General features: G+C 64.7%; 13 protein-coding genes and 1 pseudogene. 8 read left to right on the plus strand and 6 right to left on the minus strand.

Annotated elements, in window-relative coordinates:
- Positions 1-190 precede the first annotated feature (190 nt).
- Together rpoB and F6B93_RS04135 are read left to right on the plus strand one after the other, a co-directional pair.
- Positions 191-3,724, plus strand: a complete 3,534-nt coding sequence (rpoB, locus tag F6B93_RS04130) for a DNA-directed RNA polymerase subunit beta (protein ID WP_211697866.1) — start codon at positions 191-193, stop codon at positions 3,722-3,724.
- Positions 3,725-3,794: 70 nt separating this feature from the next.
- The gene (locus F6B93_RS04135; RefSeq protein ID WP_211697867.1) at positions 3,795-7,745 is read left to right on the plus strand and encodes a DNA-directed RNA polymerase subunit beta'; all 3,951 of its coding nucleotides are present in this window, start codon (positions 3,795-3,797) and stop codon (positions 7,743-7,745) included.
- A 32-nt stretch (positions 7,746-7,777) separates the two neighbouring features.
- Here the strand turns inward: F6B93_RS04135 and F6B93_RS04140 are convergent, their stop codons facing one another.
- From F6B93_RS04140 to F6B93_RS04150, 3 genes are all read right to left on the minus strand, one after another.
- On the minus strand, positions 7,778-9,691 hold the full coding sequence (locus tag F6B93_RS04140) for a neutral ceramidase (RefSeq protein ID WP_211697868.1): 1,914 nt from the start codon (positions 9,689-9,691) through the stop codon (positions 7,778-7,780).
- Positions 9,692-9,845: 154 nt separating this feature from the next.
- Positions 9,846-11,357 (minus strand): amidase, encoded by a 1,512-nt coding sequence (locus F6B93_RS04145; protein ID WP_246540996.1) that lies wholly within the window; start codon positions 11,355-11,357, stop codon positions 9,846-9,848.
- 115 nt (positions 11,358-11,472) lie between these two features.
- Entirely contained in the window at positions 11,473-12,141 is a 669-nt protein-coding gene (locus F6B93_RS04150) for a winged helix-turn-helix transcriptional regulator (protein WP_211697870.1), read from the minus strand.
- A 133-nt stretch (positions 12,142-12,274) separates the two neighbouring features.
- Here F6B93_RS04150 and F6B93_RS04155 point away from each other — a divergent pair, with 133 nt between their 5' ends.
- From F6B93_RS04155 to F6B93_RS04180, 6 genes are read left to right on the plus strand one after another with little or no spacing between them, the layout of a single operon-like run.
- A complete protein-coding gene (locus F6B93_RS04155) occupies positions 12,275-13,033 on the plus strand; it encodes a deoxyribonuclease IV (protein WP_211697871.1) in 759 nt (252 codons plus the stop codon).
- Positions 12,996-13,919, plus strand: a complete 924-nt coding sequence (locus F6B93_RS04160) for an extracellular catalytic domain type 1 short-chain-length polyhydroxyalkanoate depolymerase (protein WP_211697872.1) — start codon at positions 12,996-12,998, stop codon at positions 13,917-13,919. The genes F6B93_RS04155 and F6B93_RS04160 overlap by 38 nt, the downstream gene beginning before the upstream one ends.
- 58 nt (positions 13,920-13,977) lie before the next feature.
- Positions 13,978-15,606 carry an acyl-CoA dehydrogenase family protein gene (locus F6B93_RS04165; RefSeq protein ID WP_211697873.1) on the plus strand — a complete coding sequence of 543 codons (1,629 nt, stop codon included), beginning with the start codon at positions 13,978-13,980 and terminating at the stop codon, positions 15,604-15,606.
- Positions 15,607-15,625: 19 nt separating this feature from the next.
- Entirely contained in the window at positions 15,626-16,585 is a 960-nt protein-coding gene (locus tag F6B93_RS04170) for a crotonase/enoyl-CoA hydratase family protein (RefSeq protein ID WP_211697874.1), read from the plus strand.
- Between the two features lie 3 nt (positions 16,586-16,588).
- Positions 16,589-17,320, plus strand: a complete 732-nt coding sequence (locus tag F6B93_RS04175) for a PaaX family transcriptional regulator C-terminal domain-containing protein (protein ID WP_211697875.1) — start codon at positions 16,589-16,591, stop codon at positions 17,318-17,320.
- On the plus strand, positions 17,317-18,099 hold the full coding sequence (locus F6B93_RS04180; RefSeq protein WP_211697876.1) for a crotonase/enoyl-CoA hydratase family protein: 783 nt from the start codon (positions 17,317-17,319) through the stop codon (positions 18,097-18,099). Before F6B93_RS04175 ends, F6B93_RS04180 begins: the two co-directional genes overlap by 4 nt.
- Positions 18,100-18,103: 4 nt before the next feature.
- On the opposite strand, the gene F6B93_RS04185 is transcribed toward F6B93_RS04180, so the two are convergent.
- The 3 genes and pseudogenes from F6B93_RS04185 to F6B93_RS04195 form a co-directional block, all read right to left on the minus strand.
- Positions 18,104-18,583, minus strand: a complete 480-nt coding sequence (locus tag F6B93_RS04185; protein ID WP_211697877.1) for a DUF3060 domain-containing protein — start codon at positions 18,581-18,583, stop codon at positions 18,104-18,106.
- 57 nt (positions 18,584-18,640) lie between these two features.
- On the minus strand, positions 18,641-19,018 hold the full coding sequence (locus F6B93_RS04190) for a DUF3060 domain-containing protein (RefSeq protein ID WP_211697878.1): 378 nt from the start codon (positions 19,016-19,018) through the stop codon (positions 18,641-18,643).
- Positions 19,019-19,187: 169 nt separating this feature from the next.
- Positions 19,188-19,728: pseudogene (locus F6B93_RS04195) on the minus strand (hypothetical protein); the annotation flags it as partial.
- Positions 19,729-19,738 lie beyond the last annotated feature (10 nt).

The following is a 19,738-nucleotide window of genomic DNA, read 5'->3' on the forward strand; positions in this document are numbered from 1 at the left end:
CCGATACCGGTGTCCTAGCCTGAGCCCGGTTTGTTGCTCAGCTGTTTGGTTGTGTGCGTGAGATCCGGGCAGATCGTCCGCCGGCCGAACCGACACAACTATCTGCGGCGAACTGGCCCGGTGGGCACCGGCTCACACAGGCTCTCTCCGAGGGGCTCGTTAGTCGCACGAGGTGCTGGAAGGACGCATCTTGGCTGATTTCCGCCAGAGCAAGACAGACGCTAGTCCCGATCGGAGTCGCCCGCAAAGTTCCTCGAATGGCTCGGTAGCCGGAGCGCCAAACCGAGTTTCCTTCGCCAAGCTGCGCGAACCGCTGGAGGTTCCCGGTCTGCTTGATGTGCAGATCGATTCGTTCGAGTGGCTGGTCGGCTCCGAGGAGTGGCGCGAATCTGCGTCGGCCCGCGGCAATGCCAAACCGGTAGGTGGCCTCGAAGAGGTACTTGTCGAGCTGTCGCCGATCGAGGACTTCTCCGGGTCCATGTCGCTGTCGTTCTCCGACCCCCGGTTCGACGAGGTGAAGGCGCCCGTCGACGAGTGCAAAGACAAGGACATGACGTACGCGGCGCCGCTGTTCGTCACCGCCGAGTTCATCAACAACAACACCGGTGAGATCAAGAGCCAGACGGTGTTCATGGGCGACTTCCCGATGATGACCGAGAAGGGCACGTTCATCATCAACGGCACCGAGCGCGTGGTCGTCAGCCAGCTGGTGCGATCGCCCGGTGTGTACTTCGACGAGACCATCGACAAGTCCACCGAGAAGACGCTGCACAGCGTCAAGGTGATCCCAAGTCGCGGTGCCTGGCTCGAATTCGACGTCGATAAGCGCGACACAGTAGGCGTGCGCATCGACCGCAAGCGTCGGCAGCCGGTCACCGTGCTGCTCAAGGCGTTGGGCTGGACCAGCGAGCAGATCACCGAGCGGTTCGGGTTCTCCCCGATCATGTTGTCGACGCTGGAGAAGGACAACACCGTCGGCACCGACGAAGCGCTGCTGGACATCTACCGCAAGTTGCGGCCGGGCGAACCGCCGACCAAGGAGTCCGCGCAGACGCTGCTGGAGAACCTCTTCTTCAAGGAGAAGCGCTACGACTTGGCCCGCGTTGGCCGTTACAAGGTCAACAAGAAGCTCGGGTTGCACGCCGGTGAGCCGATCACGTCGTCCACGCTGACCGAAGAGGACGTCGTGGCGACCATCGAATACCTCGTTCGCCTGCACCACGCATCTCAAGATGGTCAGCCAGCCACGATGACTGTGCCGGGTGGTGTCGAGGTGCCAGTGGAAACCGACGACATTGACCACTTCGGCAATCGCCGGCTGCGCACGGTCGGCGAGCTGATCCAGAACCAGATCAGGGTGGGCATGTCCCGGATGGAGCGGGTGGTCCGGGAACGGATGACCACCCAGGACGTCGAGGCCATCACCCCGCAGACGCTGATCAACATTCGGCCGGTCGTCGCCGCAATCAAGGAGTTCTTCGGCACCAGCCAGCTGTCCCAATTCATGGACCAGAACAATCCGCTGTCGGGGCTGACCCACAAGCGTCGACTGTCTGCGCTGGGTCCGGGCGGCCTGTCGCGTGAGCGCGCAGGCCTGGAGGTCCGCGACGTGCACCCGTCGCACTACGGCCGGATGTGCCCGATCGAAACTCCGGAGGGTCCGAACATCGGTCTGATCGGTTCGTTGTCGGTCTATGCGCGCGTCAACCCGTTCGGGTTTATTGAGACGCCGTACCGCAAAGTGGTCGACGGTGTGGTTTCCGATGAGATCCACTACCTGACCGCTGACGAGGAAGACCGCCACGTCGTGGCACAGGCCAACTCGCCGATCGACAATGACGGCCGCTTCGTTGAGCGGCGTGTCCTGGTCCGCCGCAAGGCGGGCGAGGTGGAATACGTGCCCTCCTCCGAAGTGGATTACATGGACGTCTCACCGCGTCAGATGGTGTCGGTGGCAACCGCGATGATCCCCTTCCTCGAGCACGACGACGCCAACCGTGCGCTGATGGGCGCCAACATGCAGCGTCAGGCGGTTCCGCTGGTGCGTAGCGAGGCGCCGCTGGTCGGCACGGGCATGGAACTGCGCGCGGCGATCGACGCCGGCGACGTTGTCGTGGCAGAGGACAGCGGCGTCATTGAGGAGGTGTCGGCCGACTACATCACGGTCATGGCCGATGACGGCACCCGGCGGACCTACCGGATGCGGAAGTTCGCCCGCTCCAACCACGGAACGTGTGCCAACCAAAGCCCGATCGTCGACGCTGGCGAGCGGGTCGAGGCTGGTCAGGTGATTGCCGACGGTCCGTGTACCCAGGACGGTGAGATGGCACTGGGTAAGAACCTGCTCGTGGCGATCATGCCCTGGGAGGGTCACAACTACGAGGACGCCATCATCTTGTCCAACCGTCTCGTCGAAGAGGATGTCCTTACCTCGATCCACATCGAGGAGCACGAGATCGACGCGCGCGACACCAAGCTCGGCGCCGAGGAGATCACCCGGGACATCCCGAACGTCTCCGACGAGGTCCTGGCCGACCTGGACGAGCGCGGCATCGTGCGCATCGGCGCGGAGGTTCGCGACGGCGACATCCTGGTCGGCAAGGTCACCCCGAAGGGGGAGACGGAACTGACGCCCGAGGAGCGGCTGTTGCGCGCGATCTTCGGTGAGAAGGCCCGCGAAGTCCGCGACACCTCACTCAAGGTGCCCCACGGTGAATCCGGCAAGGTGATCGGCATTCGGGTGTTCTCGCGCGAGGACGATGACGAATTGCCGGCTGGTGTCAACGAGCTGGTGCGTGTTTACGTCGCCCAGAAGCGCAAGATCTCAGACGGTGACAAGCTGGCCGGTCGACACGGCAACAAGGGCGTCATCGGCAAGATCCTGCCGGTCGAGGACATGCCGTTCCTCCCGGACGGCACCCCCGTGGACATCATCTTGAACACCCACGGTGTGCCGCGACGGATGAACATCGGCCAGATCCTGGAAACACACCTCGGCTGGTGTGCCCACAGTGGGTGGAAGGTCGACACCGCCAGCGGGGTACCGGACTGGGCCGCACGGCTGCCCGAGGATCTGCTCGCGGCGGACCCGAACGCCATCGTGTCGACGCCGGTGTTCGACGGCGCACAGGAGACCGAGTTGCAGGGTTTGCTGTCGTGCACGTTGCCCAACCGGGACAATGACGTGTTGGTGGACGGCGACGGCAAGGCCGTATTGTTCGACGGCCGCAGCGGCGAACCGTTCCCGTACCCGGTGACGGTTGGCTTCATGTACATCATGAAGCTGCACCACTTGGTGGACGACAAGATCCATGCCCGTTCTACCGGCCCGTACTCGATGATCACTCAGCAGCCGTTGGGTGGTAAGGCCCAATTCGGTGGTCAGCGGTTCGGCGAGATGGAGTGTTGGGCGATGCAGGCCTACGGTGCCGCCTACACACTGCAGGAGCTGCTGACCATCAAGTCCGACGACACGGTTGGCCGCGTCAAGGTGTACGAGGCGATCGTCAAGGGCGAGAACATCCCGGAGCCCGGCATTCCCGAGTCGTTCAAAGTGCTCCTCAAGGAGCTGCAGTCGCTGTGCCTCAACGTTGAGGTGCTCTCGTCCGACGGCGCGGCGATTGAACTTCGCGAGGGTGAGGATGAGGACCTGGAGCGGGCCGCGGCGAACCTAGGGATCAATTTGTCCCGCAACGAATCCGCTTCTGTTGAGGACTTGGCTTAGGGCTTTGCTAGTGCAATGAGGAAGCCACAGTCCGCCTAGTTACTAAGCCCGCAAGGGGAAAGGGAGTTACGTGCTCGACGTCAACTTCTTCGATGAACTCCGTATCGGTCTGGCTACCGCGGAGGACATCAGGCAATGGTCTTACGGCGAGGTCAAGAAGCCAGAGACGATCAACTACCGCACGCTGAAGCCGGAGAAAGACGGCCTTTTCTGCGAGAAGATCTTCGGACCGACTCGTGACTGGGAGTGCTACTGCGGCAAGTACAAGCGGGTGCGCTTCAAGGGCATCATTTGTGAGCGCTGCGGCGTCGAGGTGACCCGCGCCAAGGTGCGTCGTGAGCGGATGGGCCACATCGAGCTGGCCGCACCGGTGACGCACATCTGGTACTTCAAGGGTGTGCCGAGCCGGCTTGGCTACTTGCTGGACTTGGCCCCGAAGGACCTTGAGAAGATCATCTACTTCGCGGCGTATGTGATCACGTCGGTCGACGACGAGATGCGGCACAACGAGCTGTCGACGCTTGAAGCCGAAATGGTGGTGGAACGCAAGGCCGTTGAGGATCAGCGCGACGCCGAATTGGAGGCCCGGGCGCAGAAGCTGGAGGCCGACCTGGCCGAGCTGGAGGCCGAGGGGGCCAAGGCCGACGCCAAGCGTAAGGTTCGCGACGGCGGTGAGCGTGAGATGCGCCAGATCCGCGACCGCGCGCAGCGTGAGTTGGACCGGCTGGAGGACATCTGGAGTACCTTCACCAAGTTGGCTCCCAAGCAGCTGATCGTCGATGAGAACCTCTACCGAGAGCTTGTCGACCGGTATGGCGAGTACTTCACCGGCGCTATGGGCGCGGAGTCGATCCAGAAGCTGATGGAGAACTTCGACATCGAGGCCGAGGCGGATTCGCTGCGGGAGACCATTCGAAGTGGCAAGGGACAGAAGAAGCTTCGCGCGCTGAAGCGGCTGAAGGTGGTCGCGGCCTTCCAGCAGTCGGGCAACTCGCCCATGGGTATGGTGCTCGACGCGGTGCCGGTCATCCCGCCGGAGCTACGCCCGATGGTCCAGCTCGACGGTGGCCGCTTCGCGACGAGCGACCTCAACGACCTGTACCGCCGAGTGATCAACCGCAACAACCGGCTCAAGAGACTCATTGATCTGGGTGCGCCGGAGATCATCGTCAACAACGAGAAGCGGATGCTGCAGGAGTCCGTGGACGCGCTGTTCGACAACGGCCGTCGTGGCCGGCCGGTCACCGGGCCCGGCAACCGTCCGCTGAAGTCGTTGTCGGACTTGCTCAAGGGCAAGCAGGGCCGGTTCCGCCAGAATCTGCTCGGCAAGAGAGTGGACTACTCGGGTAGGTCGGTTATTGTGGTCGGCCCGCAGCTCAAGCTGCACCAGTGTGGTCTGCCCAAACTGATGGCGCTGGAGCTGTTCAAGCCGTTCGTGATGAAGCGGCTCGTCGACCTCAATCACGCGCAGAACATCAAGAGCGCCAAACGAATGGTGGAGCGCCAGCGTCCACAGGTGTGGGACGTGCTGGAAGAGGTCATCGCCGAGCACCCGGTGCTGCTGAACCGCGCCCCCACCCTGCACCGGCTGGGTATCCAGGCGTTCGAGCCAATGCTGGTGGAAGGCAAGGCCATTCAGCTGCACCCGTTGGTGTGTGAGGCGTTCAACGCCGACTTCGACGGTGACCAGATGGCGGTGCACCTGCCACTGTCCGCCGAGGCGCAGGCCGAAGCCCGGATTCTGATGCTGTCGTCCAACAACATCCTCTCGCCGGCGTCTGGCCGCCCCCTGGCCATGCCGCGACTGGACATGGTGACCGGGCTCTACTATCTGACCACCGAGGTTGACGGCGACACCGGCGAATACCAGCCGGCCACCGACGACAGCCCGCAGTCGGGCGTGTACTTCTCGCCTGCGGAGGCGATCATGGCTGCCGACCGCGGTGTGCTCTCGGTGCGGGCCAAGATCAAGGTGCGGTTGTCGGCGCTGCGTCCACCCGCCGAGATCGAGGCCGAGCTGTTCGGCGCCACCGGCTGGCAGCCCGGTGACGCGTGGATGGCCGAAACCACGCTGGGCCGGGTGATGTTCAACGAGCTGCTGCCGCAGGGCTATCCGTTCGTGAACAAGCAGATGCACAAGAAGGTGCAAGCTGCGATCATCAACGACCTGGCCGAGCGCTACCCGATGATCGTGGTCGCGCAGACCGTCGACAAGCTCAAGGACGCGGGCTTTTATTGGGCGACGCGAAGCGGTGTCACCGTCTCGATGGCCGATGTGTTGGTGCCACCGCGGAAGAAAGAGATTCTCGACCACTACGAAGACCGGGCGGACAAGGTCGAAAAGCAGTTCCAGCGTGGCGCTTTGAACCACGATGAGCGCAACGAGGCGCTCGTGGAGATTTGGAAGGAAGCCACCGACGAGGTTGGCCAAGCGTTGCGGGAGCACTACCCCGACGACAACCCGATCATCACGATCGTGGACTCCGGTGCCACGGGTAACTTCACTCAGACACGGACGCTTGCTGGCATGAAGGGTCTGGTGACCAACCCGAAGGGTGAGTTCATCCCCCGGCCCGTCAAGTCGTCGTTCCGCGAGGGCCTGACCGTGTTGGAGTACTTCATCAACACCCACGGCGCTCGAAAAGGCCTGGCGGACACCGCGTTGCGGACCGCTGACTCTGGATACCTGACCCGGCGTCTGGTCGACGTGTCACAGGATGTGATCGTCCGCGAGCTGGACTGCCAGACCGAGCGTGGCATCGTCGTCGAGCTGGCCGAGCGTCAGCCTGACGGCAGCTTGATTCGCGACCCGTACATCGAGACCTCGGCGTACGCGCGCACGCTGGGCACCGACGCGGTCGACGGGGACGGCAACGTGGTCGTCGAGCGCGGTCGGGACTTGGGCGATCCGGAGATCGATGCGCTGCTGGCCGCGGGTATCACGCAGGTGAAGGTGCGTTCGGTGCTGACCTGCACCACGAGCACCGGCGTGTGCGCGACCTGCTATGGACGTTCCATGGCCACCGGCAAGCTGGTCGACATCGGTGAAGCGGTCGGCATCGTGGCGGCCCAGTCCATCGGTGAGCCCGGCACGCAGCTGACCATGCGTACCTTCCACCAAGGCGGTGTCGGCGAGGACATCACCGGCGGTCTGCCACGAGTGCAGGAGCTCTTCGAGGCCCGGGTGCCGCGCGGCAAGGCGCCGATCGCCGATGTCACCGGCCGGGTCCGGCTCGAGGATGGCGAGCGCTTCTACAAGATCACCGTCGTGCCCGATGACGGGGGCGAGGAAGTGGTCTACGACAAGCTCTCCAAGCGGCAGCGGCTGCGAGTGTTCAAGCACGAGGATGGTTCCGAGCGGGTGCTCTCCGACGGTGACCACGTCGAGGTGGGCCAGCAGCTGATGGAAGGCTCCGCCGACCCGCACGAGGTGCTGCGCGTGCAGGGCCCCCGCGAGGTGCAGATCCACCTCGTTCGCGAGGTCCAGGAGGTCTACCGCGCGCAGGGTGTGTCGATCCACGACAAGCACATCGAGGTGATCGTGCGCCAGATGCTGCGCCGGGTCACCATCATTGACTCGGGCTCGACGGAGTTCCTGCCCGGCTCGCTGATTGATCGTGCCGAGTTCGAGGCAGAGAACCGTCGCGGGGTGGCTGAAGGCGGCGAGCCCGCCGCCGGCCGTCCAGTGCTGATGGGCATCACGAAGGCGTCGCTGGCTACCGACTCGTGGCTGTCTGCGGCGTCGTTCCAGGAGACCACTCGGGTGCTCACCGATGCGGCGATCAACTGCCGCAGCGACAAGCTGAACGGCCTGAAGGAGAACGTGATCATCGGTAAGCTGATCCCTGCTGGGACCGGCATCAACCGTTACCGCAACATCGCTGTGCAGCCCACCGAAGAGGCGCGCGCAGCGGCGTACACGATCCCGTCCTACGAGGACCAGTACTACAGCCCGGACTTCGGTCAGGCCACCGGTGCCGCCGTCCCGCTGGACGACTACGGCTACTCGGATTATCGGTAGGCCTACCCGCTCGCTACCGCGAGCGCTCCGGGTCAGCCCACCGTGAATTCGCGGGTCGATGCAGAGAACGGCCGAAGCGTACCGTCGCGGTCCTTCGCGGCGCCGTGGTGCACGATGCGGTACTGGCCGGGCGTGGCGTCGCCGGGAATATCCCACCGGATGCTGACGCGGGACTCCGCCGGACCGTGTCGTCGCCAGCAGAAGCTGGTTGCCCAATCGCCGTCATCGGCAACCCGACCCCAGTCGTCACCGTCCAGCCGGACGACTTCGAGGTAGGTGCCGCCGCGACGCAGGTCGTTATTCGGAAGTGCGCTGACGAACACGGCTTCTACCGCCTCGCCCGGTCGGTATGCCGCCGCCGGCTCTGAGACGACCGTTCCGAACGAACCGGCATCGGCCGGCGCGCTGCGTGCCCAGCTCAGTGGCCGGGTCGGCCCCGGGCGGCAGCCGTCCGGCATGGGACGGCCGTCACGCATGGCCTCGGCAAGTTGGGCCACCGTCTGCATCAGGGCGGGCAGTTCCCAGCGGCCAAACAACGTGCTGCCGCCTTCGTAGCGCTGCTCAAGATACTCTTCGGGCGTCGTGATGTAGTGGATGTAGGCGTTGCTGTAGCCCACGCAGAGCACGTCGGCCAAGTCGGCGCCGACAATGGAGGCGACCGTTCGGCGCAGCCGAAGCCCGGAGACGATCGTCGGCTCGCCGGGGATGCCAATCAGATAGAGGCGCCCGATCCGCACGAGCTGGACTGGAACGATTTCCTGGATGAACGGATGTATGCGGTTGGGCAGCCGCGCTGGTAGCACAATGCCTTTCGGCGTTTGCGCCGCTCCGGCTGACTTGGCTAGCCGGTAGATGGCGCGGGATACTCTGTCCCAGAATGGGTTTCGTCCTTGGTGAAAACCGAGGAGCCCCTTGCCCTCGTCGGTGCCTGCCATCGCTGCGGCACCCACGATCGGCCGGCCGGTATGGTGCTCTTGACCATCGGGCGTGTACTCGCTGCGGACGCGGACCGCACCGAGATCGACATACGTGAACCGGGCATCGATTCCGGTGCCGATGGGCGTGGCGCCGCTCAGCTGTGTGAAAGCGTCCTCGAACTGGCGCATTCCGGTGCGGCGGGTGTTCTCCAGTTCGCGGGCCGGTGCCGACCCGGCAGGAAGGGGCCCATCGACGTTCGGGCTCATGTCGCCGGGGTTGGTCTGTGCGAAGGCGGCGATGAAGTCGGGCTGACCGGCAAGGTAGTCGGCGCCGTCGACGGTGCGTTCCCAGTGGTAAGCCGCAAAGCCCTTGTTATCTCCGGAGATCAAGTGGTTGCGGTTGGTCATACTGGTGCCGTGGGTGGCGAAGAAATGGATTGCGCCCACCGTGCGCTCACCCCGATTGATCCGGACGAGGGTGCTGTGGGGGTCGATGCTCTTCGGGAAGAACGCCTTGTCAGCCGATGGGTTTCGCTCGAAGGCTGAGGGAGACCGGTTGATGCTTGCGCTGTGCAACTCCCCGTGCGACAGTGCCACCTCGGCCGGCGCCACATCGCTATGTGCGTGTTCCACCGATTCCACGATTCCGTCCACAATCGCCGCGAATGTTGCTGGCCGGAAACCGTTCGTTGTCAGGTTATAGAGCAGGTGTCCGCAGTAGCCACCGGGACCGGCGTGCGTGTGCGTCGTGGTGATCATCGTGTTGCGCTCCGAGTAGGTGTCGCCGTACGAATCCGCCAGCCGGCGCAGCACTTCCTCGTTCACGTTTTGCATGGGCAACGGCAGTTCCACCACAACGAGCAACAACCGTGCGTTGTCGTCGTGGGAATCATCCTGGAAAACAAATGCCCGTGACCTCAGCCGAAGGTGAATACCTGCGGTGCGCTGCTCGGCTTTGCCGTAGCCGAGCATGCCGCAGTCGGCCGCCTCTCCGGTGATGTCGGCGATGCCGCGCCCCACACTAAGCATCGCCTAGTCCTCCGCAACCGCAGCACGGTCACCGGCGCCACACGACTCGCTGCCCGCGGAAACGTATCCCACGGGGAAATACCTTATTCGTCGGGTCCACGAACGCGTTCGTCGCGTCGGTTAGCCGTGTCGGCGGTGACGAGCGTCGTGCATCTCACTCGGTGGTGCTCGCGGACGACGTTTGGTACCGAGGTGGGATCCGGTAGCCCCCGAGGACGTCGGTGAGCAGGGCGGCGAACTCCACCGTGGTCCGGTCATCGCCAGGGCTTCCCATGACCTGGATGCCGATGGGCAGTCCGGCTGAGTTGACGGTGATCGGCATCGTCGTCGCCGGCGCACCGGCGATGTTGGCCAACGCGTTCCACTTGAGTTGGTCCCAGTAGGAGCGCGAGGTGCCGTTCACGCCGATGCGGCGGCCGAGGCGGTCGTGGTCCTTGTTGTGGTGCACCGGCGCGGCAGTGGGGGTGACCGGCAGCAGCAGCACATCGAAGTCGGCGAAGAACCGGGGCCAGCGATGGCGGATTTCGTGGCGTGCCGCATCGGCAAACAGCCACGCACGGTGGCTCTGCGATGTCGCGCGGATGATGCCGGCGGCTTCGCCTCGAGGATGGCGAATCGAGCGCAGCGCGATGGCGGCGCCAGAGAGTGGGCTGATCGTCGAACGGTCGATCGAGAAAGCCGCGGCCGCCAAGCTCGTGAAAACGTGATGCGATGCCCTCAGGTCCACCGGGACGCTGGCGGGATGCGCAGCGACCCGGGCACCGGCGTCACGCAGTGCCGCGGCGACGTCGTCGATCGCGCTGTGCACGTCGTTATCGACAGGGCAGTCTGGATCGTCCACCCAGACGGCTACCCGGAAGTCCCCCAGCGCCGTCGCCCGCGGCGGGGCCAGGGTGTAGGAAAAACCCCCGCCGGGGTCGATCGGCCCGACGGTGGCCTCGATTGCCGGGATGATGTCGCGGGCACCGCGCACCACAACGCCGGCGCACGCCATATCGGGCTCTCCCCAGCGCCCCGGGTTTCCCGGCCCATTGGGAATGTGGCCGACCAGCGGAACAGATCGCCATGTCACCTTGTGTCCGTAGAGGCCGCAGAAGTGGGCTGGGATCCGCGTAGAACCGCCGATCTCTGAGCCGTAGTCGAAACTCGTCATCCCGGCGGCGGTGGCTGCGGCGCCGCCGCCGGCGGAGCCGCCGGACGTGCGTGAAAGGTCCCACGGATTGTTGGTGCGTCCAAAGACCGGGTTGCTGGTCTGCACGTCCTGATTACCGGTCGGCATGTTCGTCTTTCCGAGAATGATCGCCCCGGCGTTGCGTAATCGGGCAACGGCCACAGCGTCCTCGGTGGGTAAGTTGCCGGCGAGGTCGGGGCGCCCGCAGACCGTCCGCATGCCGGCTGTTTCGTAGCTGTCCTTGACGGTGATCGGCAGGCCATGCAGGCGACCGAGGGGTTGGCTGCGTGCGCGGGCCGTGTCGGCGTTCTTGGCATCACGTCGCGCCGTCTCGGCGTCGAGCGTGACGATCGCATTGAGCGATGGGTTGTGGGTATCGATACGGGAAAGATAGAGCTCGACCAGTTCGGTGCTGGAGACCTCCTTTGCGGCCAACGCGGCGAGTTGTTCGGTGGCTGGAAGAAAAGCGAGATCACTTGGGGTCAACGAGGACACGATCTTGCACCTCACCGTCATCCATAGCGGAACACCTGATTTAGATATATTTATCGTAAGTCGACACTATATGATTTACAAGTGTCGTAGCCGGCCAACCGAACCCGGCGATCGGTCAGTGGCTCGAAGGCCGCCGAATCCGGAATGCGTGAAAGAACTTGGACAAGAGCTTGCGATTGCCGCCCACACGGAGCGCCCCGTTCTTGACGGCCTGGGTGGGCGACAGGCCGCCGAAAGCCAGCGCGATAAACGTCGGCAAATCCGTGTCGATGACCAGGTCGGGGCCGACACCGGCGGTGCCGCATCGCAGATCCACTCCGCCGCTGTCTGCCTTGATCCACATGAGCTCGGTGCCGGCCCGCACCTCGACGATGGCATCGAGGGCAGCGGCCTCGGCTGGATCGGCCGTGGCCAGCATCGCCTGCATCAACCACGACGCGCGCGACTCGGCGTCATCGTCGATAGGGACATCGAGTTGGAAGCCCCACACACCGAGCTGGCCGAGAATCGGGCGCAATTTTGCGCCCAGATCCGTCAATTCGTACGCGCGCGTCGAAGCCGGTTGCGGCAGCACCACGGACCGAATCACTTTCGAGCTCTCCAAGGTCTTGAGGCGAGCCGCCAGCATGTTGGTTCCGATCCCTGGAAGCGCCTCAAGGAGATCTTTGTACCTGCGCGGTCCCATGCACAGCTCCCGAACCACGAGGATGGTCCACCGCTCACCCAGCACGTCGAGAGCTCGCGCCAAGCCGCAGTTCTGCCTGTAGGTCCGCTGACCGCTCATACCAGAAATCGTAGTTCGCGCTGACAAATTCTATAGCGGATCGCCTGGCGGGTTCCGGTGCCCGGCCGCCGGGGCGCAGTTGGTGCCGTCGAACACCCAGTCGGGGCTGTTCGACCCGCTCTAGACTGGTCTGGTGCTCATTGGTTCCCATGTCAGCCCGCGTGATCCGCTGGCCGCAGCGCAGGCAGAAGGCGCTGACGTCGTACAGATTTTCCTCGGCAACCCGCAGAGCTGGAAGGCGCCCAAGCCCCGCGAGGACGCCGCCGCCCTGCGAACTGCGGCGTTGCCGATTTACGTGCATGCGCCCTATCTGATCAACGTAGCGTCGGCGAACAATCGCGTGCGGATCCCGTCGCGCAAGATCTTGCAGGAGACCTGCGACGCGGCCGCAGATATCGGTGCCGCAGCGGTGATCGTGCACGGCGGGCATGTTGCCGATCACCAGGACCTTGACGAGGGTTTCCAGCGTTGGCGCAAGGCGCTCGACCGGTTGGAAACCGAGGTTCCGGTGTATATGGAGAACACGGCGGGCGGCGACCACGCGATGGCCCGCCGGTTCGACATCATCGCCAGGCTCTGGGATGTCGTCGGCGATACCGGCATCGGCTTCTGCCTCGACACGTGTCACACCTGGGCGGCTGGTGAGGCGCTGGTCGATGCCGTGGATCGCATCAAAGCCATCACGGGCCGCATCGACCTGGTGCATTGCAACGACTCCAAGGACGAGGCGGGTTCAGGCCGCGACCGCCACGCCAATCTGGGCAGCGGGCACATCGACCCCGCGCTGTTGGTGGCCGCGGTCAAGGCCGCCGACGCACCCGTTATCTGCGAAACCGCGGACGAGGGCCGCAAAGATGACATCGCCTTTCTGCGAGAAAAGACCAGCCGCTGACCTCTCGGTCACACGTCGGCCCGCGCGCCATCGGGTCGGCGCGTCGCTCGGCGTCTTCGTAGCGTTGCTCGGTCTACTCTCTGGCGCGATTCTCGGCTGCTCGCCGCGCACTCCGCCGATGGGGTTTGGGAACGGCACGAGCATCCACACGATCAGCGTCGGTGGAGTCGACCGCACCTACCGGCTCTACAAGCCCGTGGGATTGCCACCTTCAGCCCCACTCGTCGTCATGCTGCACGGCGGTTTCGGCAACGCCGCCCAGGCCGAAAGATCCTACGGCTGGAACGAATTAGCCGACTCCGAAAAATTCGTCGTCGCCTATCCAGACGGCCTCTACCGCGCCTGGAACACCAATGGCGGAGGCTGCTGCGGACGGGCCGCACGCGAAGGTGTCGACGACCTGGGCTACTTGGTCGCCGCCGTCGCCGACATTGCCGACAACGTCAGCATCGACCCCACAAAGGTCTATGCCACGGGGATGAGCAATGGCGCGATCATGTCCTACACCCTGGCTTGCAATACCGGCATATTCGCGGGGATTGGCCCAGTCGCGGGTACCCAACTCGATCCGTGTCACGCCCCGCATTCGGTGTCGGTCATGCATATTCATGGCACAAATGATCCGCGCGTGTACTACACCGGCGAGCCCGGTTCCGGGTTCGCGCACATCGATGGTCCACCGGTGCCCGCCCTCAATGCGTTCTGGCGCAACGTCGACCGCTGTAGCCCTCCAGTGGCCACCACCGACGGTCTGGTCACCACGTCGAGGGCCACCTGCCCGGACAATCGCAGCGTCGCACTGGTCACCGTCGATGGGGCCGGTCATCAATGGCCGTCCTTTGCCACCCAGATGCTCTGGCAGTTCTTTTCGGCCAATTCCGGGTGAGATCACCCATCCCATTACAACTCTTGTCCAACTGTAGAAGAAATGTAACATTGGTGGCATGCCCGATACCCACGTCGTCACCAACCAAGTTCCTCCGCTGCGCGACCACAACCCCGCGTCCTCTGCCGTGCTCGTCGAGGCGTTGATTCGCGAGGGTGGGCAGTGGGGCCTCGAAGAGGTCAACGAGGTTGGCGCGATCTCGGCCAGCCTCCAAGCCCAGCGCTGGGGTGACCTCGCCGACCGCAACCGGCCGGTGCTGCATACCCACGACTCCCGCGGGCACCGAGTCGACGAGGTGGAATACGACCCGGCCTACCACGAGCTGATGCGCACAGCGATTGCCCACGGCATGCACGCCGCGCCGTGGGCCGACGAGCGCCCGGGTGCCCACGTGGTGCGCGCGGCGAAGACATCGGTCTGGACGGTCGAGCCGGGCCATATGTGCCCCATCTCGATGACCTATGCCGTCGTGCCGGCGCTGCGATACGCCCCCGAGCTGGCTGCAGTCTACGAACCGTTGCTGACCAGTCGGTTCTACGACCCGGAGTTGAAGCTGGCCACAACAAAGCCCGGCGTCACCGCGGGCATGTCGATGACCGAGAAGCAGGGCGGTTCCGATGTGCGAGCCGGTACTACCGCGGCGACTCCCAACGCCGACGGCACGTATTGCCTGACCGGCCACAAGTGGTTCACCTCGGCGCCCATGTGCGACATCTTTCTGGTACTCGCGCAGGCGCCCGGCGGGCTGTCGTGCTTCCTACTGCCCCGGGTATTGCCCGACGGCACCCGCAACCGGATGCTCTTGCAGCGGCTCAAGGACAAGCTGGGTAACCGTGCCAACGCGTCGAGTGAGGTGGAATACGACGGTGCCACCGCATGGCTGGTCGGCGAAGAAGGCCGTGGCGTCCCAACGATCATCGAGATGGTCAACCTCACCCGGCTGGACTGCACGCTGGGCAGCGCGACCAGCATGCGCACGGGGCTGACGCGGGCCACCCATCATGCCCAGCACCGAAAGGCTTTCGGTACGTATCTGATTGACCAGCCGCTGATGCGCAATGTGCTGGCAGACCTGGCGGTGGAGGCCGAGGCCGCCACCATCGTCGCGATGCGGATGGCCGGTGCCACCGACAATGCGGCGCGCGGCAACGAGACCGAAGCGCTGCTGCGCCGCATCGGCCTGGCTGCTAGCAAGTACTGGGTGTGTAAGCGCGCGACGCCGCACGCCGCCGAAGCACTGGAGTGCTTGGGCGGCAACGGTTATGTCGAGGAGTCCGGGATGCCGCGGCTGTACCGCGAGGCGCCGCTGATGGGCATCTGGGAGGGTTCGGGCAATGTCAGCGCGCTGGACACGTTGCGTGCCATGGCAACTCGGCCCGAATGCGTTGAAGTGCTCTTCGCGGAGTTGGCCCATAGCTCCGGTCAGGACCCCAGGCTAGACAGCTACGTCGAGTTGCTGCGTGGGCAACTGGGCGATCTGGAGACCATTGCCTACCGCGCGCGCAAGGTCGCCGAAGACATCTGCTTGGCGCTGCAGGGTTCGCTGTTGGTGCGCCACGGGCATCCTGCGGTCGCCGAAGCCTTCCTGGCGACCCGCCTCGACGGGCAATGGGGCGGGGCGTTCGGCACCATGCCGGCCGGGCTGGATCTCGCACCGATCCTCGAGCGTGCCCTGGTAAAAGGCTGAGCAGCGGGCCGCGGAACAGATGAATCACACGATCGGGCGGGTCGACGTGGACGACCTGAAGACCATGACCTACGAGGTCACCGACCGGGTCGCGCGGATCACTTTCAACCGGCCGGAGAAGGGCAACGCGATTATCGCCGATACGCCGCTGGAGCTTTCGGCGCTGGTAGAACAGGCCGATCTCGATCCTGGCGTGCATGTGATTCTGGTGTCGGGGCGGGGTGAAGGTTTCTGCGCGGGCTTCGACTTGTCCGCCTACGCCGAACAGTCGGTCTCCTCGGGGGCTAGCGACGTCTACCGAGGTACCGTGCTTGACGGCAAGACTCAGGCCGTCAATCACTTGCCGAACCAACCCTGGGACCCGATGGTCGACTACCAGATGATGAGCCGCTTCGTGCGCGGGTTTTCCAGCTTGATGCATGCCGACAAGCCCACGGTGGTCAAGATTCACGGCTATTGCGTGGCCGGTGGTACGGACATCGCTCTGCACGCCGATCAGGTGATTGCTGCCGCCGATGCCAAGATCGGCTATCCGCCGACGAGAGTGTGGGGGGTTCCGGCGGCGGGACTGTGGGCGCACCGGCTCGGCGACCAGCGCGCCAAACGTCTGTTGTTCACCGGCGATTGCATCACCGGCGCGCAGGCCGCCGAGTGGGGCCTGGCGGTCGAGGCGCCGGATCCGAAAGACCTTGACCAGCGCACCGAGCAACTGGTGGAGCGGATCGCCGCGCTGCCGGTCAACCAGCTGATCATGATCAAGCTCGCGCTCAATTCCGCCCTGCTGCAACAGGGTGTGGCCACCAGCCGGATGGTCAGCACGGTTTTCGACGGTGCCGCTCGACACACGCCGGAGGGGCACGCATTCGTCGCCGACGCCGTCCAACACGGGTTCCGGGATGCGGTGCGCCACCGCGACGAGCCGTTCGGCGACTATGGCCGCCGGGGGCAATCCGGCGTCGCAGGTTCAGGCCAGGGGTAGACCATGCCCACCATGACTGCCCGGTCGGTGGTGCTCAGCGTGTTGCTCGGCGCTCATCCGGCGTGGGCCAGGGTTAGTGAATTGATCCGCTTGACAGCCGATTTCGGCATCAGGGAGACGACCTTGCGGGTCGCGTTGACCCGCATGGTCAGTGCCGGCGACCTGATTCGATCTGCAGACGGCTACCGGCTTTCGGAGCGATTGCTAGCCCGTCAGCGTCGCCAGGACGAGGCGATGCGCCCACCGACCCGCGCGTGGGACGGTAACTGGTACATCCTGATCGTCACGAGCGTCGGCACCGATGCCCGCGCTCGGGCCGCGCTGCGAACCAGCATGCATCGCAAGCGTTTCGGCGAGCTGCGTGAGGGAGTGTGGATGCGGCCCGACAACCTTGACCTCGACCTGGAACGCGACGTTGCGACTCGGGTACGGGTACTGACCGCACGCGACAACGCACCCGCTCAACTGGCCGGGCAGCTATGGGATTTACCCGGCTGGGCCACGGTGGGCCACCAGTTGCTCGACGAGATGGCCCAGATGACCGAGGCCGACGATATTCCCGGGCGTTTCGGGGTGGCCGCGGCGATGGTGCGGCACCTACTCACCGATCCGATGCTGCCGGAGGAGCTGCTGCCCGACGCTTGGCCGGGCGCCCGAGTGCGCGCGGCATACCATGACTTCGCCACCGATCTGGCGGAACGACGACATGAGAACCAACTCCTGGAGGCGACATGAGCGATCTGGTATTGGTCGAGCGCACTGGTCGGGTGACGACGGTGATTCTCAATCGGCCAGCATCGCGTAACGCCGTCAACGGCCCGACCGCCGCGGCACTGTACGCCGCGTTCGAGGAGTTCGAGCGTGACGACGGGGCTTCGGTGGCTGTGCTCTGGGGGGCGGGCGGCACCTTTTGCGCGGGCGCTGATTTGAAAGCGTTCGGCACGCCGGAGGCCAACGCGGTGCATCGGACCGGCCCGGGCCCGATGGGTCCCAGTCGCATGGTGCTGTCCAAACCGGTGATCGCCGCGGTCAGTGGCTATGCAGTTGCCGGCGGCCTGGAGTTGGCGGTGTGGTGCGATCTGCGGGTGGCTGAGGAGGATGCCGTGTTCGGCGTCTTCTGCCGCCGATGGGGGGTGCCGCTCGTCGACGGCGGCACCGTGCGCCTGCCACGGTTGATCGGCCACAGCCGGGCGATGGACATGATTCTCACCGGCCGTGGTGTATCGGCGGCGGAAGCGCTCACCATGGGGTTGGCCAATCGCGTGGTACCCAAAGGTCAAGCGCGGCGGGCCGCCGAAGAGTTGGCGGCCGAACTGGCCGCCCTACCGCAGCAGTGCATGCGATCGGACCGGCTCTCGGCGTTGCACCAGTGGGGACTACCGGAGTCCGCGGCGCTCGACCTTGAGTTTGCCAGCATTTCGCGAGTGTCTGGCGAGGCAATGGCGGGGGCCGGACGGTTCGCCGCGGGCGCGGGCCGCCACGGCGCCCTCGCGGGCCGTGACGAACACGCCTAGCGGTTCACTGCCGCTCGATGCTGTTGCCCGCCCCGAGGTTGTCGATCGTCGGGTCGCCACTGTGGTAAGTGATGGTGTTGTTGATCCCCACCACGCTGAGGCGCTCGTCGATCTCGTCGAAAGCGATCTTGTTGTTTGTGCCGCCGATGGTCACCGTCGCGCACGTGCCGGTCACGGTGAGAGTGTTGTCCGAGCCGCCGACGTTCAGGGATTTGCCATCGGCGCAGTCGATCGTGGCGGTAGTCGCGATGGATCCGTAGTTCAGTGTGTTGCCGATCTCGATCGAAGCGGTTGTGGTTCCGCCAGTCGTGGGCGTGGGTGGGGCGGTAGCGCCGCTGGGAACCGTCGTGGTCAGCGTGGGTCCGGGCGGCGTCGTTGTTGCCGGTGGATTGGCTGTCGAGCTGCAGCCGGCCAGCCCTAGCGCGACGAAGACCAGCGCCACTGCAGCTGGCCGCGATGAGTCGGAAATCCGTTGGGCGGGCATTGATCCTCGACTTCCCGGTGTGGCGGCGGAGTAGGAAACGAACGCGGCGGGCCGGCGCTAGCTACCGACCCGCTGGAGCCGGTTGACCATGCCCAATTCGCGGCCACGGTCCCAGATGAACGGGTCACCGTTCTTGAAAAACACCGTCTCGTCCCAGCCGTAGGCCGTGATGTCATTGATGATGGTGTCGGCGATAACGGTGTTGGAGGAGCCCATCACGGTCACCGCCCAGCAGGTTCCCAGCGCGGTGACCATGTTTTCCGTGCCATTGACGAACAGGGTGGAATCGTTGCAATCCACCACTCGCTCGATGCCCTCGCCTACCACGTGGGTATCGCCGTTCTTGGCATGGGCGACCGGCGGTGGGGCAGCCAGTGTCGCCGCGATGGCGATGGCACAGATAGCTGCCGATCCGGCCAGGGTCTTCCCATTCACTGCTGGCCGCCCTTCGCCTGTGGGTCTCTACTCGATGGAGCCCTGGACAGAGCTTACGTGCATTCGGCGGTGCGACGACAGACCCAATCCGCCAAAGGCGATAGACCCGGTCGATCCCAACCACGAAAGGCAATTCGACGGCGCGCCGTACTTTCGGCCCCAACCCTTCTCATCGATTCCGATGATCGCCACCATCGGCTTCGGTTCGGCTGCCCCTGTCGACAGAGTCAGCAGGTGCGAGCCGCTTCGCCGCGAATCCAGCCGTCAGATTCAGCGGCAGGACTATCACCACCGGCCACACCGCATCGTGGTTTGCGGCCATCAGGCCCAGCGCAATACTCAAACCTATTTGGCCAGCGCTGACGACGAGCTGTCCAAAGGCGATGAGGAAGATTCGCTCGGCTGGCTCAACGTAGTGCGAAATCCATAGTTGGGCTGCCGTGAACACATTTTGATTGGCAATCGCCGCAAGTGAAATCACGAGACCGATGGCGACGAGGTTGGGCCGCGATCCGGCCAGATGGCATGCGATGGAAAGCATTCCGGCTGCGATGCTGATGAGCGCGCTGCCGACGAACAAGCCGTTCAGACCGAACCTCGCGCGAGTGCGGTTCCACAAGCCGATGCCGCCCAAGAAGTCCGACGCTGACGAAGAGGACGACAGCGACCATGCGGTCATGTTCATCGCCCGGTATCGCGGCGACGCGGATGCAATCTGGG

It is taken from the genome of Mycobacterium spongiae (genome assembly GCF_018278905.1).
GTDB lineage: Bacteria > Actinomycetota > Actinomycetes > Mycobacteriales > Mycobacteriaceae > Mycobacterium > Mycobacterium spongiae.

Coding starts and splice junctions, on each gene's coding strand:
- F6B93_RS04150 (WP_211697870.1), bottom strand. CDS start 12,141: ATGAGCGGTCAGCGGACCTACAGGCAGAACTGCGGCTTGGCGCGAGCT.
- F6B93_RS04160 (WP_211697872.1), top strand. CDS start 12,996: ATGACATCGCCTTTCTGCGAGAAAAGACCAGCCGCTGACCTCTCGGTC.
- F6B93_RS04165 (WP_211697873.1), top strand. CDS start 13,978: ATGCCCGATACCCACGTCGTCACCAACCAAGTTCCTCCGCTGCGCGAC.
- F6B93_RS04175 (WP_211697875.1), top strand. CDS start 16,589: ATGCCCACCATGACTGCCCGGTCGGTGGTGCTCAGCGTGTTGCTCGGC.
- F6B93_RS04185 (WP_211697877.1), bottom strand. CDS start 18,583: ATGCCCGCCCAACGGATTTCCGACTCATCGCGGCCAGCTGCAGTGGCG.
- F6B93_RS04140 (WP_211697868.1), bottom strand. CDS start 9,691: ATGCTTAGTGTGGGGCGCGGCATCGCCGACATCACCGGAGAGGCGGCC.
- F6B93_RS04170 (WP_211697874.1), top strand. CDS start 15,626: ATGAATCACACGATCGGGCGGGTCGACGTGGACGACCTGAAGACCATG.
- F6B93_RS04180 (WP_211697876.1), top strand. CDS start 17,317: ATGAGCGATCTGGTATTGGTCGAGCGCACTGGTCGGGTGACGACGGTG.